Source organism: Nonomuraea sp. NPDC050394, from assembly GCF_044459065.1.
Classification (GTDB): Bacteria; Actinomycetota; Actinomycetes; order Streptosporangiales; family Streptosporangiaceae; genus Nonomuraea.
Genome location: NZ_JBITIO010000007.1, coordinates 1 through 13,311 on the forward strand (window position 1 = coordinate 1; position 13,311 = coordinate 13,311).

The window sequence follows — 13,311 nt, forward strand, 5'->3', positions numbered from 1 at the left end:
GTGGCTGACACCCTCCGCCAGCGCCTCCACGACGCCCTCGCCGCCGCCCTCGGCCGATGCACAGCCTGCGACACCCTCGCCGACCGCTGCATCTGGGGCCCGTTCGGCACCGCCGGCGCCCTCAACCGGCTCGTCGACGCCGCCCTCGACGTACGCGACACCGAGCTGGAGACCGCGCAGCATGACGTGCTCACGGCCACCGTGGAGGCCGTCCACGCGGAGGCGCAGGCCGCCGAGCAGCTCGCCGCAGCCCAGGCGCGTGCCGACCAGGCCGAGGCCGCCAACGCCCGCGCTCGCGCCCGCCTCGATGAGCTGATCGAGATGGGGTTCGGCGCGGTCGGCCGGACCCTCCGCGAGCTTCGCGCCATCCTGGGCAGGGAGCCGTGATGCGCCTCTTCCACCGTCACCAGTGGATCACCATCGAAGCCGTCGGCCGCGTCCTCACCCAACGCTGCCCGACCTGCCTCAAGACCCGCATCCGGATCGCCTCATGACCCCCGAACAGGCCGCATGGGTCCGCGAACACGCCTGGACCGACCGCATGCGCAACGTCGAAACCACCACCTGGCCCGGCCACTACACCCAATGCGCCTGCCACCGGCCTGCCTGCCACCCCTGCACCCACAACCAGCACAACCGATGCACCCGCGGCCCCCGCCAATCGCGCGAGGGGATGATCGCCGACCGGACCGGCGTCCACCCCGCATGCTTCGCCCAGCCGTACCAGCACGTCACCATCGACGGCCCACCGCGGCCGACACCAGTCGCCCAGGTGTGGCTCGCGGACCGCGTATGCCGCTGGTCGTGTCCCTGCGCCTGCCCTCAGCCGGCGCCAGCCGTACCGCGTTACGAGCTGGTGCCGCTGTTCGACCTCACCACCGCCTGACCACCCTCTCGGAGCTGCCCCGTGACCAACGTCGTCGAGACCCTCGACTGGCTCATCGCCTACTGGCCCGACCTCCTCGACGCCCGCCTCCCCATGGCCACACCACGCCCCTGGCAGCAGAGCGAGGTGTCCGCCACCGTGCGCGCCGAGCGTGACGCCCAAGCCCGCGTAGAGCGGATCGAGCGCAGCACCTTCGGCCTCGGCCAGTCACCCGCGCCCGTCGACGTCAGCGTCCTCCAGACCGCCCTGGATGTCATGGTGCGCGCCGACGACCTCGCCGCCGAACTCACCGAGTGGTCCATCGCCCCGCCGCCGGCCCCGCCCGCCCACGGCCAGCTCGACGCCCGGCCGTACCTCGAGCACATTCGCGCCCTCCTACTCGAGGAACAGCGCGACCTCGAGGACGAGCCCGGCCCCTGGGCAGCCCTCGCCGAACCCACGCTGACCCGCATGTACGAGCAGGTCGCCCGCTGCCTGGCCATGCTCTACACCGGCCAGACCGTCCGCGTCGTCTGCCCCTGGTGCCACGGCGTCGACGTCGAGCATCCGGCCGGCGGCGCGTGGACGTGGCGCGTCGTCGAACTGCCCGGTGGCCAGGTCGCCATCATCTGCACGGGCGTGTGCGAGCCCCCGCTACGCGAGGTCGGCACATGGTGGGGCGGTCAGCCGTGCTGGCCGCTGAGGGACTGGGAGAAGTTGGCGAAACTCCTGTAGCACACGGGACAGAACGAGATCATTGGTGCATGAGCGTTTTGGCCACCGCAGCTTCCGAGCCCGATTGGTTCGCACGCGGCCTAGGAGCTGCAGGTCTAGCAGTGTCAGTGATCGGACAGCTCCTCACCTGGCGGACGTTCAGGCGAGGCGGATACAAGATCAAGGTGAAGGCGTCGGTTTCCGTTGAGGACCTGGAGAAATACCCGGAGCCCGGTTTCATCCGCAAGACGTACGTGAACGTGATCGTGAGCAACCACCGCGCGGGCGAAGTGCAGGTCGTGGGGTTCCACGGCGACGACAGCTTGAACCCCGTGCGCGAAATCGGCCTATTCGGCGATCTTCCACACACGCTAAAGGGCATTTCTCAGGAGCGGTGGCGCACTAGCGGAACCGAGGAACCCGCTGATCCGGCCCAAGGCAGCCGGGGCCGAATTGGTGCGGAACTGGCCAATGGACGAATCATCTGGAGTAACTGGTTCGAGATGGGTCCGAAGGCTGCAGAGCAGGTCCTCGCACCTCGCCTCTGACCTGGCTTGACACACGACCTGTGGATAACCCATGATCGAGGCGTCTTCCGCATGCCCGAAGACCTGGCAAGCCCCGCCTGAGTGCGGGGCTTCTCGCGTTCGTAGCGGATGACCATGCCCCCCACCACCAACCTGGCCGTGACCGGGATCAACCATCACCATCCCTGAAACGGCCAGAGGCGGATCTGATCACAGTTACGCCTCACCGTCAGGCTGATCCGACGGCCGGCGGCGGCCAACATCCAGCTTCCCCGAGGGAAACTGCTTGTCCTGCTGGAGACTGACTCGCAAAAGCCCCAACAAGGAGTACTCCGCTTTCAGACTCGAAAGCTCTCTGCGCACCGCACGAATGCGTCGAAGCCGACCATAGTGATCCCGAACCCAACGGCGCCCCAAGGCATCCCTAAAAGTCAACTCTGGCAATCCTGTCAGCTCCGTGACCCAGTGGAGCTCCATAGACGACATGAGGCCAGGCGAGAACTCCAGCCCGCGCGTAAAGGTCCTTGACACTGGCGCACCTTTAACCATCGCTTCCGCGGTCGTCGCTGCGGGGAGTTCTCGCAGAGCCAGCGGCCCGTCGCCCTCGGAGACCCTAACGGCAATCTCAAAGATGCTGGCGTCACTCCGATTGGCCACATATAGCTTCTGCCGACCCTCGTCGGCTTCCTCCACCCACGCTGCCACGCGGCTCGCTTGGTCCCGCTCCCTCTCAAGAACGCTACGTCGGTAGACCAGAGCAGCAACCACGGCAGATGTGCCAGCCATCACGGAGCCTATGTACTCCGGCACTCGGCCCCATTCCAGGTCAAGCCATCCAGGCATCCTGGGTCCTCCTCGGTCGCCTATGAGGCATATCTCCGACGATCAGACCCATGTTGCGCTGAAGGCCAGGTCAATATGAGCCAGCCTGGCCACAGAGCGGGGCTTTCGCGCGATCCCGGGGGTGGTGCTCATGTCCTCCCCGCCCCTCACCGACGACGAACGCACCCAGATCCGCCAGCTGCACGCCCAGGACCTCGGCTGCAACGCCATCGCCAAGCAGCTCGGCCGCGACCGCTCCACCATCAGCCGCGCCGCCGCCGCCATGGGCATCACCTTCGACCGCAAGCAGACCCGGCAGGCTACCGAAGCCCGCGCCGCCGACAACGCCGCCAGGCGCGCCCAGCTCGCCTCCGACCTCCTCGCCGACGCCGCACGCCTCCGCAAGCAGCTCTGGGAGCCCTGCACCATCCACTCGTTCGGCGGCCGGGACAACGTGTACAACGAGCACCCCGTCGACGAGCCGCCGTTCCGCGACAAGCGCGACATCATGTCCACCGTCGGCGTGGCCGTCGAGAAGGCCCTGAGGCTGACCGACTACGACGCCAACAGCGGTGCCAGCGAGGCGCGCTCGATGCTCAGCGCGATCGCCGAGGCGCTGGAAGTCGCCGCAGCCAACCTGCCGGACGAGGAGGCGTGAACCTCGACGCCCTCGGCCGCGTACTCTCCCCCAAGCAGCTCCGTTCGATCGTGGGCGCGCTGGCCACGCCTCAGATCGCCCTGTGGGCCGGCGCCGTGTCGAGCGGGAAGACCATCGCCAGCCTGCTCGCGTTCCTGATCGCGGTCATCCGCGCCCCCGACCACGGCCTCATCGTCATCGTGGGCCGCACCCTGCAGACGATCGAGCGCAACATCATCGACCCTCTCCAGGCCAGCGTGCTGTTCGGCTTCCTGGCCGGCCAGGTCCACCACACCCAGGGCTCCACCACGGCGGTCATCCTCGGCCGCACCGTCCACCTCGTCGGCGCCTCCGATGCGAAGGCTGAGGGCAGGATCCGGGGTGCGACGATCGCGCTCGCGTACGTGGACGAGGCGACGCTGCTGCCGCAGGGCTTCTGGATGATGCTGCTCTCGCGCCTGCGCGTGCCCGGGGCAAAGCTGCTGGCGACGACGAACCCGGACGGGCCGGCGCACTGGCTCCGCACCGACTTCCTCCTCCGCGGCACCGCAGTCGGCGTGAGGAGCTGGCACTTCACCCTCCGCGACAACCCGTCGTTGGAGCAGTCGTACATCGACCTGCTCATGGCCCAGTACGTCGGCCTGTGGCGGCGCCGGTTCATCGAGGGCGAATGGTGTCTGGCGGCCGGGGCGATCTACGACATGTGGGACCCGGCCAAGCACGTTGTGCGCGAGGTGCCGCCCATCACCCAGTGGATCAGTGCGGCGGCCGACTACGGGACGACGAACCCGTTCCATGCCGGGCGCCTGGGCCTGGGCGCCGATCAGCGGCTGTACCTCACGCACGAATGGCGCTACGACAGCAAGCGCGAGTACCGGCAGCTCACCGACGTCGAGTACTCGTCGCGGTTCCGGGCCTGGCTGGACGCGACGGGCGGCCGGCCGCCGTACACCGTCATCGACCCGAGCGCGGCCAGCTTCCGGGCGCAGCTTCACGAGGACGGGCTCACATCGACGCTCGGCGACAACGAGGTCCTGCCGGGCATCATGACCGTCGCGTCGCTGCTGGCCACGGACCGCCTGAAGATCGCCGCGTCCTGCCCGGAGATCATCAACGAGTTCCCGGGCTACTCCTGGGACGAGGACAAGGCCGAGCAGGGCGAGGACGTCCCCGTCAAGGTCGCCGACCATGGCCTCGACATGATCCGGTACGGCATCCACACCACCCGGCAGATCTGGCGCCACCAGCTATGCAAGCCAACAATAGACGCATACTAGAATGGTGGTTTAGTATCGCTATTTAATCGAGCAGGAGATTTCAGAAATGAACATACTGCAGGTAGGGATGAGGATGTCACCCCCAACCTGCAGACTCTCCCTCCTAGGTGCATGTAACCTTGTGCCAAGGCCCCACATCAATTTTCCAGCCCGTGGGCCCCTCGTCAGATATACGCGGATAGCGCAATGTCGCGTAGACGCGATACGAGTGCGTACCCTCTTTGCAGGATGTTCGCGCCGAGACCGTAATATTCCCTCGTTGCGGAACCTCGACCCAATCGCTAGTTACCCGCGTTCTAGGATTACATCCCCAGAACCCACATACCTTGCGCTGGATCTCGATCTGGGCCATGGTCCCACAGGGAGCCGTGAACGAATCGACCTTCGCTTCGCCGTTCACCCACGGCAAGGATGTGGTCATCGCCTGGGCTTTGATGTTGAAGTGGCTCCCGAGGAATACAGGCGTTACGGGATCACACAAGGGCTTAGCTGCAGCGCCTGCGGGGTTTACGAAGAGCGCGAGCAGCAGCACCGCCCCTCCCGTCGGCGCGAGGAGCTTTCGAATGCCAGCCATTTCCCTCCCATGGCACTAGGCTGGTGAAAGCAAAACATTCGGGATGCCCCTATCCCCAGACATCTCTCAGAATGTCTCACTTGACCTTTATATACATACCATGGCAGCCGCTTGCTTGATTACACCGCGTAGCCACAGAAGGCTTACCTTCCTGGTTGCGCAAACGCGGCAAACTTCACAGTTTGCCCTATTGGCAACCTAGCCCCCAATTCGTCCTCCTGCCGACAGACAGGCTCGGAACTCACATAAGCACTGGCGCGGGCATGAGCTACGCGAATGGTGCACATACAGAGCGGCGACAACTTTCTGAAGGGGTCCGATGGGTCTCCCCACCGGCGGCGTCTGGCCGCCCCGACACCTCCAGCCCATCTACCAGCACTACAACACGCTCGACGCCTGGTACGTGGGCGACGCCGACCGCCTCGCCGCCCTCTACGGCGACCCCACCGCCGCCGGCCTCCCCACCAACAGGCCCTCCCAGCACCGCGGCGGCGTCGTCGGCGCCGTCGCCCGCTGGTTCTGGGGCGAACCCACCCCCTCAGGCCAGAAACGCGCCAAGGTCCACCTCCCTGCCGCCTCCGACCTGGCCACCATGGGCGCGACCCTCCTCTACTCCGAACCCCCCACCATCACCTGCGAGAACCCGCAGACGCAGGCGCGAATCGACGAGATGCTCCCTCAGCTGCAGGCGACCCTGTTGGAAGGCGCGGAGGTTGGCGGCGCTCTCGGCTCCCACTACCTGCGCAGCGTGTGGGACAGCAGCGTCGCCGAGAAGCCGTGGATCGCCGCCGTCCACGCCGACGCGGCCGTGCCCGAGTGGCGGCACGGCCGCCTCTACGCGGCGACGTTCTGGCGGATCGTCGAGCAGGACGACAACGACTGTCTCATCCATCTGGAGCGGCACGAGCCGGGCTACATCCTCAACGGCCTCTACCGCGGCGGCCCCGGCAACCTGGGCGACCAGATCTCGCTCACCGCCCATCCCGAGACCGCCAAGCTCCCGCCCTCCACCTCGACGAACCTGCCGCGCTGTACGGCTGTCCACGTCCCGAACATGCGCCCGCAACGCATGTGGCGGAACTACCCGGCCGGCGCCCCGCTCGGCCGCTCCGACTTCGACGGCCCGATCATGGGGCTGATGGATCAGCTCGACCAGACCTGGACGTCGTGGATGCGTGACATCCGCAACGGGCTGGGCCGCATCCACGTCCCCTCCTCCTACCTCCAGAACCTCGGCCCCGGCCAGGGCGCCTACTTCGACCCGAACCGCGAGATCTACGAGGCAATGAACGTCCTCGGCGGCGACGACCGCATGGAGATCACCGCGACGCAGTTCGAGATCCGGGTAGCCGAGCACAAGGAGACCCAGGCCGAACTCCTGGAGGCGATCCTCCGATCGTCCGGCTACTCGGCCCAGTCGTTCGGGTTGCGGGGTGAGGTCGCAGTGACCGCAACCGAAGTGTCGGCGAAGGAACGCCGCAGCCTGACGACGCGCGGCGTGAAGGGCCTGTACTCCGTTCCCGAGATCGCGTTCATGGTCGAGATGCACCTCGCTCTGGAAGCCGAGCTCTTCGGGAGTGGCGTCACGCCCGAGCGGCCGACCTTCGTGCTCGCAGACAGCGTGTCCCCGGACATGCTGCAGCTAGCCCAGGTCGCCGAACTGTGGCGGCGCGCCGAAGCCGCCTCTGACGAGACCCTCGTCCAGATGTTGCATCCGGACTGGGACGACAAGCAGGTGAAGGACGAGGTCAAACTCATCGGGGACGCGCGGCCGGATCCGCTCGCCGACCTCGGCGCGTTCGGCCAACTGCCCGCTGAGAACAGCGAAGGCGAGGACGAACTGACAAATGCCGAGCAATGATGATGCGTAACCTATTCGTTTACTCTTGGCATCATGCTCAGGATTGTCGAGGCCCAAGACAGAAAGCAGCTCTTGGAGTTCATGTACGAGCTTCTGCGCATACCTCTCCCCGGACCAACGAACGGGCCAGCGGTCGACATGCCGAACGGCTGGAGGTCACGCACGGCCACGTTTGCCCGACGAGGCCGCAAGGAGTAACACGTGGGGGTGGTCACGTTGGCCACCCCGACCGTCGACGACCTCGTTCGCACACTGCTCGACCTGTACACGGGCGTCGAGCAGCGGCTGGCCCGCGACATCGCCACCTCGCTGCGCGCGGGCATCGACAGCCCGGACTGGGCGGCCGACAAGCTCCGCGAACTCACCACGCTGCGGCGCCGCATCGAGGTCATCCTCGACAAACTCGGCACTGACTCCGACAACCGGGTACGGCAGGCCATCGCCCTCGCGGCGCAGCGCGGCGGCCAGCAAGCCCTGCGCGAACTCCAGATCCAGGCCGACGCCCCCCTGCCCGACCTCGTGAACGCGCTGGAGGCGCTCCCCGGCCTCGGCGCGCTGGTACGGCTCGCGCGCGAGCTGGCGCTCACCCTGCGCAGCACGCACACCCAAATCCTCAGGTGGGCGCTCGACGTCTACCGTGAGGTGATCGCCCGCGCCGCGCTCCCTGAGGTACTGCTCGGGGTGCAGACGCGACGGCAGGCGGCACAGCGCGCGTGGGAGAGCTTCCTCGACCGTGGCGTCACGGGCTTCACCGACGTGTCCGGCCGCAGGTGGGAGCTCGCCTCCTACGTCGAGATGGCCGTACGCACCGGCACCCACCAGGCCATGCGACAAGGCCACGCCGACCGCCTCACCGACGCTGGCGAGGACCTCGTCATCGTCTCCGACAGCCCGCGCGAGTGCGAACTCTGCCGCCCGTGGGAACGCCGCGTCCTATCCCTCTCCGGCCAGTCCGGGCGGGTGCTGCGCGAGGACGAGATCGTCGACGACCGCATCATCGCCGTGAACGTCGTCCCCATCGCGGTCGCGCGCGCGGCCGGGCTCTTTCACCCCCAGTGCACGCACTCGACGTCGCTGTTCCTGCCGGGTGTCACCAAGGTCGATAACGCCGTGAGCGACCCCGACGGCTACGAGGCCAAGCAGCGCCAGCGCGCCATCGAACGCCACATCCGCCGCTGGAAACGACGCTCCGCTGGCGCCCTCGACCCGGTCGCCAAGCGCAAGGCCGACGCGAAGGTGCGCGAGTGGCAAGCCGTCTTGCGCGCCCACATCGACGAGCACGGCCTCAAGCGCTTGCCGTACCGCGAGCAGATCGGCCGCGCCCGCTAACGACTTCCGCCACACCTCCGTGGCGGCCAGGCCCGCACGGGCCACCCCACCATCCCGCACGGGAGACACCATGCAGCACCTGTTCCACGCCCCCGGCGCCATCATCGGCTACCGCAAGAACGGCCGCCCCATCCGCCTCCAGGCAGGCGGCAGCGAAGGCGCACCCGAGGGCGGCGCACCGCCCGCCGACGACACCAAGCCTCCCGAGAGCCCACCAGCCCCTCCTGCACAGGATGGCGACGGGACGGACTGGAAGGCCGAGGCCCGCAAGTGGGAGAAACGCGCCAAGGAGAACAGCACAGCGGCCGACGAGCTCGACAAGGTCAAGAAGGCCTCCATGACGGAGACCGAGAAGGCCGTCGAGAAGGCCCGCAAGGAAGGCGAGACCACCGCGCTGGTGGCCGCCGGCCGGAAGCTGGCCGAGGCCAAGTTCGAGACCGCGCTCGCGCGCAAGAACCTCGACCTGGGCGACGCCGCCGAGTACATCGACGTCGGCAAGTTCGTCGACGACAAGGGCGATGTCGACGAGGCCGCGATCAAGAAGGCCGTCGACCGGCTGGCCAAGCTCGCCCCCAAGACCCCGCCGCCCTCGGGCGGTGACTTCGGCGGCGGCAACGGCTCCGCCGGCACCAGCGAGCGGCCGAAGAACCTCCGCGAGGCATACGCCCGCACAAACAAGTAATTCCTCTACACGGAGTGTGAGTAATGGCCATCACCCTGGCGGACGCCATGCGCAACGCCAGCAGCGACGTCGATTACGCAGTGATCGACGAAACCCGGCGTACGTCGTGGCTGCTGGACCAGATCACGTTCGACGACACCGCGAACCCCACCGGTGGTGGCACCCTCGCCTACACCTACTCGCGGCTCACCCAGACCCGCGGCGGCGCCTTCCGCGCCTACAACACCGAGTACACGCCCGCACAGGCCGGCCGCGTCCAGATCAGCAGCTCGCTGTACCCGTTCGGCGGCGCCTACAACCTGGACCGAGTCCTGGCCCACCTGGGTCAGGCTCGCACCGACGAGATGGCCTTCCAGACGTCGGAGCTGATCAAGGGCTGCCGTGTCACCTTCGCCGACCAGCTCGTCAACGGCGACCACGCCAGCAACGCGCTCGGGTTCGACGGCCTCGACGTGGCGTTGACCGGGTCGGTCACCGAGCACTTTCAGAACACCAGCACCTACTACGTGGACTGGTCTGCGGCCACCGTCGACACCGCCGAGAAGTCCATCACCGTCTCCGACCAGCTGGACGAGTTCCTCAGCCTGATGAACGACCAGCCGACCGCGCTGCTCGGCAACCGGGTCCTCATGACCCGCATCAAGGCCATCGCCAAGCGCGCAGGCCTGTACACCAAGGAGTCCGACGACCTCGGCCGCGTCATCGAGCGGTACGGCAACGCCGTCCTCGTCGACCTCGGCACGAAGAACGACGACTTCACCGGCAACAGCTACATCGTGCCGATCGAGACTCGGGACCCGGACGGCGGCGGAGGCGGCGGCAACATCACTAACCTGACCGACCTGTACGCGGTCCGGTTCGGGATGGACGCTCTGCACGGCGCCAGCGTGGCGGGCCGCGAGCTGATGCGGACCTGGGACCCGGACTGGGACACGGCTGGCGCGGTCAAGACGGGCGAACTCGAAATGGGTCCGGCGACGCTGGTGCTCAAGCACGCACGCTCGTGCGGTGTCTTCCGCAACATCAAGGTCAAGTAGGAGGCCACCGTGATGAGGTACTTCGAGATCCACAGCCCGCGGCCGGACTTCACCGGCCGCGTCGGCGCCATCTCCTTCGCCGACGGCGTCGCCCGCGTGTCCTTCGACGACGCCCGCGGCGAGTCAGGTGAGTGCGAGGCCGACTACCCGATGGTGCAGACCGGCCGGTCCGCCGTCCTGTTCGCCCAGCGCCGGCCCGGCTACCAGGTGGTCGAGACCGACGCGTCCGGCCAGCCGCTGCCCGAGATCGAGGAGAAGCCTAAGGCGCGGCGTGCCCCGGCCAAGCAGACCCCCAAGGAGCCCGAGCAGAAGCAGGGCGAGAACCCCGAGAAGAAGGAGGGCGAGTAGATGACCACGCTCGGCCGCTACTACGAGGGCGTGCTGGCGGACGCCGCCGCGCTCGACCTGCCGTTCAACGCCCTGCCCGGGCAGGACCAGTCCGCCTTCGTGAGGAGCAACATCCCCGCGTGGGCGTGCACGTCCGACCTGGCCGCGACCTCGTCGGGGGTGGCGATCGGCACCCGCATCTGGCTCCGCAAGGGCGACCTGATCACCAGCATTGCCTTCGTCGCGGGCAACACCGCGGAGAACACCCCGACTCACCGGCGCACGCCCTGTATGACCCGGACGGGGCGCTGCTCGCGCAGACCGCGGACATCCTCACCGCGGCGTGGGCGGTCAACACCGCCAAGAAGCTCGCCTTGGCCACGCCGCAGGTCATCAAGAAGGACGGCTTCTACATCGTCGCCACCACCACCACGGCGACCACGACCGTGAACACGCTGATCGGGTGCGCGCCGATCGTCACTGCGGCCGCGGCCGTCGGCGGCAAGTCGCCCGGCTTCACCTTCGGCAGCGGGCTGGACGGCGTGTTCCCGGCGACCACCGGCAGCCAGACGGCCGTGGCCAAGTGCCCGATCGCGGTGGTGAGCTGACATGGCGCGTACTGCTCTCACCGCCACCAAGCTCACCGAGGCCGGCATCGACCCCGAGGCCGTCGACACCGCGGCCGAGCTGACCGACGGCAACTCGTTCCAGTGGGCGCCGCACCGGATCTTCGTGGTCCTCAACGGCGACGACGCCGCGCTGACGCCTACGTTCGTCAACCCGAGCGTCGTGGGGCCGTCCTCGCTGGCCGTCGCCGACCTGCCGGGGAATGCGGTCGCCGCGGGCAAGTGGCGGCCGTACGGCCCGTTCGACGCGTCGTACCGGCAGCCGGACGGGTCGGTGTGGGTCAACTACGCCGGGACGACCCCGACCAACGTCACGGTCGCCGTCTTCGACGCCTGACCGGTCGAACCCGCGGGCGGGCGATGGCTGAGGGTGCTGCGTCCCGCCCGCGACCACCTGGGAGGTGCCCATGGCGTATGCGACCAGCAGCGACTACCAGACGTACACCGGCCAGACACCGCCCGACGGCATCACGCTCCTCCTGACCCGGGCCTCCCGCGAGGTGGACACCGCGCTGCTCTCCGCCGTCTACCCCGTCGACGAGGACGGGATGCCCACCGAGGCCGCGCACATGACCGCGCTCATGGAGGCGACGTGCGAGCAGGTGGCCGCGTGGGTGGAGGAGGGCGAATCGGGCACCGGCGTGTCGGGCAAGTGGGATGACGTGCAGCTCGGCTCCCTCCGGTTGGCGAGGCGGGGGCGCGGCTCGCAGGCCGGGGCGGGTGGTGGAGGCTCGGCCGCCGCCCGCCTCGCACCACAAGCCTGGCAGGTCCTCCAGCAGGCCGGGCTGACCGGCCATGAGCCGTACACCTACCGCTGCGCCAGGGTGGCGGATGGGTAGCATCCCGGCCTGGCTCCTCCGCCACACCGTCGAGGTCGAGCCGCACGAGGGCGAAGGCCCCTTCGGCCCCGAGTACGGCGCCGCTGTCGAGGTGAAGTGCTTCGTCGACGACAAGCTGCAGAAGATCCTCGACAACACCGGCGAGGAGATCGTGGCCCGCACCGTCATCTACATGCCCCTCGACACCACGTGCCCGGTCGGCTCCCGCGTCACCGTCAACGGCCGCCAGGCGCAGGTCCTCGCCGCGCTCCGCCGGGATGGCGGCGGTCTCCCGACGCCCGATCATCTGGAGGTGGCTCTCCAATGACGCGCGCCCGACTCAAGCTCAACACCAAGCAGATCCGCGCACGCCAGCGTGCGGGCGCGGTGCGCGGCCTGCACAAGGCCGCCGAGCACCTGCTGGAGCGGTCGACGGCGGTCGCGCCGATCGAGGAGTCCACGCTGATCAACAGCGCGGTTGCCAGCGTCGACGACGGCGCGCTCCGCGCCGCCGTCTCCTACGACACCGTGTACGCCGTCCGCCAGCACGAAGAGCTGACCTGGCGGCATGACCCGGGCCGGCAGGCCAAGTACCTGGAGCAGCCGCTCAACGACGAGGCGGGCACCATGTGGGAGCTGATCGCCGCTCAGATCCGACGATCACTCCGGTAGATCATTCATTGGACGGCCTTCTCTAATCTTGCCGACCAGCACTTTCCCTGCGTCTGTGAGAATGAGGCCGTCCACGAGAAGGGCATACCCCATCTGCACGCCGGGAGCAGGGTGCACTTGGATATGCCGGACGACTCCATCTCGGATGAGACCGTAGACCGCCCAGTGCATCCCGCGCGATATGGCGGCTCCTTCTTGATCGGGATTCTCTACCAGCCATTCCAAGAGCTGTAGCTCGACTCCCTTGTATCGGCTGTTCAGGATGCTGAGGTTGGCCTTGTACTGGCGTAGAGATCTACGGTCTATCTGGCCCGGACCGTCGCCTTTTCGTCCATGACAATTCGCGCAGAGAACGATCATGTTGATGAACTCATGGGCTCGCACCTTCGACCAATCGTCGATGTGCTCGAATTCCAGCGGGCCGATCACACGACACGTTGGAATCGCGCATCGGTGGCCCGCTTCAACGAGCAATGCCCGTCTCAGTTCGGCGGGGATTGCGGGGCGTCCTTCTGGCATGCCAGCACTCTAAGACCGGGGGTA

At 67.7% G+C, this 13,311-nt stretch carries 19 protein-coding genes; 16 read left to right on the forward strand and 3 right to left on the reverse strand.

Annotation, left to right across the window (positions count from 1 at the left end; genetic code table 11):
* The 4 genes from ACIBKY_RS26640 to ACIBKY_RS26655 form a co-directional block, all read left to right on the forward strand.
* Positions 1-387 (forward strand): hypothetical protein (locus tag ACIBKY_RS26640; RefSeq protein ID WP_397100508.1); only part of this gene is annotated, 387 nt, incomplete at its 5' end.
* A 103-nt stretch (positions 388-490) separates the two neighbouring features.
* On the forward strand, positions 491-886 hold the full coding sequence (locus ACIBKY_RS26645; RefSeq protein ID WP_397100510.1) for a DUF6248 family natural product biosynthesis protein: 396 nt from the start codon (positions 491-493) through the stop codon (positions 884-886).
* 21 nt (positions 887-907) lie between these two features.
* Positions 908-1,600 carry a hypothetical protein gene (locus tag ACIBKY_RS26650; RefSeq protein WP_397100512.1) on the forward strand — a complete coding sequence of 231 codons (693 nt, stop codon included), beginning with the start codon at positions 908-910 and terminating at the stop codon, positions 1,598-1,600.
* A gap of 29 nt (positions 1,601-1,629) precedes the next feature.
* Positions 1,630-2,127, forward strand: coding sequence for a hypothetical protein (locus tag ACIBKY_RS26655; RefSeq protein ID WP_397100514.1), 498 nt, complete (start codon positions 1,630-1,632; stop codon positions 2,125-2,127).
* Between the two features lie 195 nt (positions 2,128-2,322).
* On the opposite strand, the gene ACIBKY_RS26660 is transcribed toward ACIBKY_RS26655, so the two are convergent.
* On the reverse strand, positions 2,323-2,949 hold the full coding sequence (locus ACIBKY_RS26660; RefSeq protein WP_397100516.1) for a hypothetical protein: 627 nt from the start codon (positions 2,947-2,949) through the stop codon (positions 2,323-2,325).
* Positions 2,950-3,079: 130 nt separating this feature from the next.
* Here ACIBKY_RS26660 and ACIBKY_RS26665 point away from each other — a divergent pair, with 130 nt between their 5' ends.
* The 7 genes from ACIBKY_RS26665 to ACIBKY_RS26695 all read left to right on the forward strand — a co-directional run bounded on the left by ACIBKY_RS26665 (position 3,080) and on the right by ACIBKY_RS26695 (position 10,673).
* Positions 3,080-3,586 (forward strand): helix-turn-helix domain-containing protein, encoded by a 507-nt coding sequence (locus tag ACIBKY_RS26665; protein WP_397100517.1) that lies wholly within the window; start codon positions 3,080-3,082, stop codon positions 3,584-3,586.
* Positions 3,583-4,842 carry a PBSX family phage terminase large subunit gene (locus ACIBKY_RS26670; protein WP_397100519.1) on the forward strand — a complete coding sequence of 420 codons (1,260 nt, stop codon included), beginning with the start codon at positions 3,583-3,585 and terminating at the stop codon, positions 4,840-4,842. The genes ACIBKY_RS26665 and ACIBKY_RS26670 overlap by 4 nt, the downstream gene beginning before the upstream one ends.
* 893 nt (positions 4,843-5,735) lie before the next feature.
* Positions 5,736-7,277, forward strand: coding sequence for a hypothetical protein (locus tag ACIBKY_RS26675; protein WP_397100521.1), 1,542 nt, complete (start codon positions 5,736-5,738; stop codon positions 7,275-7,277).
* Between the two features lie 201 nt (positions 7,278-7,478).
* Positions 7,479-8,606 carry a phage minor capsid protein gene (locus ACIBKY_RS26680; protein WP_397100523.1) on the forward strand — a complete coding sequence of 376 codons (1,128 nt, stop codon included), beginning with the start codon at positions 7,479-7,481 and terminating at the stop codon, positions 8,604-8,606.
* A gap of 70 nt (positions 8,607-8,676) precedes the next feature.
* Entirely contained in the window at positions 8,677-9,288 is a 612-nt protein-coding gene (locus tag ACIBKY_RS26685) for a hypothetical protein (RefSeq protein ID WP_397100525.1), read from the forward strand.
* A 23-nt stretch (positions 9,289-9,311) separates the two neighbouring features.
* Positions 9,312-10,325 carry a major capsid protein gene (locus ACIBKY_RS26690; protein ID WP_397100527.1) on the forward strand — a complete coding sequence of 338 codons (1,014 nt, stop codon included), beginning with the start codon at positions 9,312-9,314 and terminating at the stop codon, positions 10,323-10,325.
* Between the two features lie 12 nt (positions 10,326-10,337).
* Complete coding sequence (locus tag ACIBKY_RS26695; protein ID WP_397100529.1) at positions 10,338-10,673, forward strand: hypothetical protein; 336 nt, start codon at positions 10,338-10,340, stop codon at positions 10,671-10,673.
* Between the two features lie 20 nt (positions 10,674-10,693).
* On the opposite strand, the gene ACIBKY_RS26700 is transcribed toward ACIBKY_RS26695, so the two are convergent.
* Entirely contained in the window at positions 10,694-10,852 is a 159-nt protein-coding gene (locus ACIBKY_RS26700) for a hypothetical protein (protein WP_397100531.1), read from the reverse strand.
* Between the two features lie 174 nt (positions 10,853-11,026).
* Here ACIBKY_RS26700 and ACIBKY_RS26705 point away from each other — a divergent pair, with 174 nt between their 5' ends.
* From ACIBKY_RS26705 to ACIBKY_RS26725, 5 genes are all read left to right on the forward strand, one after another.
* Positions 11,027-11,260 carry a hypothetical protein gene (locus tag ACIBKY_RS26705; RefSeq protein ID WP_397100533.1) on the forward strand — a complete coding sequence of 78 codons (234 nt, stop codon included), beginning with the start codon at positions 11,027-11,029 and terminating at the stop codon, positions 11,258-11,260.
* A 1-nt stretch (position 11,261) separates the two neighbouring features.
* The gene (locus ACIBKY_RS26710; RefSeq protein WP_397100535.1) at positions 11,262-11,615 is read left to right on the forward strand and encodes a hypothetical protein; all 354 of its coding nucleotides are present in this window, start codon (positions 11,262-11,264) and stop codon (positions 11,613-11,615) included.
* A 70-nt stretch (positions 11,616-11,685) separates the two neighbouring features.
* A complete protein-coding gene (locus tag ACIBKY_RS26715; protein ID WP_397100537.1) occupies positions 11,686-12,117 on the forward strand; it encodes a hypothetical protein in 432 nt (143 codons plus the stop codon).
* Positions 12,110-12,424 (forward strand): hypothetical protein, encoded by a 315-nt coding sequence (locus tag ACIBKY_RS26720; RefSeq protein ID WP_397100539.1) that lies wholly within the window; start codon positions 12,110-12,112, stop codon positions 12,422-12,424. The genes ACIBKY_RS26715 and ACIBKY_RS26720 overlap by 8 nt, the downstream gene beginning before the upstream one ends.
* Positions 12,421-12,768 (forward strand): hypothetical protein, encoded by a 348-nt coding sequence (locus tag ACIBKY_RS26725; protein ID WP_397100540.1) that lies wholly within the window; start codon positions 12,421-12,423, stop codon positions 12,766-12,768. The genes ACIBKY_RS26720 and ACIBKY_RS26725 overlap by 4 nt, the downstream gene beginning before the upstream one ends.
* Here the strand turns inward: ACIBKY_RS26725 and ACIBKY_RS26730 are convergent.
* On the reverse strand, positions 12,757-13,197 hold the full coding sequence (locus ACIBKY_RS26730; protein ID WP_397100542.1) for an HNH endonuclease: 441 nt from the start codon (positions 13,195-13,197) through the stop codon (positions 12,757-12,759). The two genes, ACIBKY_RS26725 and ACIBKY_RS26730, sit on opposite strands and share 12 nt — an antisense overlap.
* Positions 13,198-13,311: the final 114 nt, after the last annotated feature.

Bases quoted from the DNA above. Each gene is read 5' to 3' on its own strand.
- ACIBKY_RS26645 (WP_397100510.1), top strand. From the start codon at position 491: ATGACCCCCGAACAGGCCGCATGGGTCCGCGAACACGCCTGGACCGAC.
- ACIBKY_RS26655 (WP_397100514.1), top strand. From the start codon at position 1,630: ATGAGCGTTTTGGCCACCGCAGCTTCCGAGCCCGATTGGTTCGCACGC.
- ACIBKY_RS26660 (WP_397100516.1), bottom strand. From the start codon at position 2,949: ATGCCTGGATGGCTTGACCTGGAATGGGGCCGAGTGCCGGAGTACATA.
- ACIBKY_RS26665 (WP_397100517.1), top strand. From the start codon at position 3,080: ATGTCCTCCCCGCCCCTCACCGACGACGAACGCACCCAGATCCGCCAG.
- ACIBKY_RS26675 (WP_397100521.1), top strand. From the start codon at position 5,736: ATGGGTCTCCCCACCGGCGGCGTCTGGCCGCCCCGACACCTCCAGCCC.
- ACIBKY_RS26685 (WP_397100525.1), top strand. From the start codon at position 8,677: ATGCAGCACCTGTTCCACGCCCCCGGCGCCATCATCGGCTACCGCAAG.
- ACIBKY_RS26690 (WP_397100527.1), top strand. From the start codon at position 9,312: ATGGCCATCACCCTGGCGGACGCCATGCGCAACGCCAGCAGCGACGTC.
- ACIBKY_RS26695 (WP_397100529.1), top strand. From the start codon at position 10,338: ATGAGGTACTTCGAGATCCACAGCCCGCGGCCGGACTTCACCGGCCGC.
- ACIBKY_RS26700 (WP_397100531.1), bottom strand. From the start codon at position 10,852: ATGCGGGTGCCGATCGCCACCCCCGACGAGGTCGCGGCCAGGTCGGAC.
- ACIBKY_RS26710 (WP_397100535.1), top strand. From the start codon at position 11,262: ATGGCGCGTACTGCTCTCACCGCCACCAAGCTCACCGAGGCCGGCATC.
- ACIBKY_RS26715 (WP_397100537.1), top strand. From the start codon at position 11,686: ATGGCGTATGCGACCAGCAGCGACTACCAGACGTACACCGGCCAGACA.
- ACIBKY_RS26720 (WP_397100539.1), top strand. From the start codon at position 12,110: ATGGGTAGCATCCCGGCCTGGCTCCTCCGCCACACCGTCGAGGTCGAG.
- ACIBKY_RS26725 (WP_397100540.1), top strand. From the start codon at position 12,421: ATGACGCGCGCCCGACTCAAGCTCAACACCAAGCAGATCCGCGCACGC.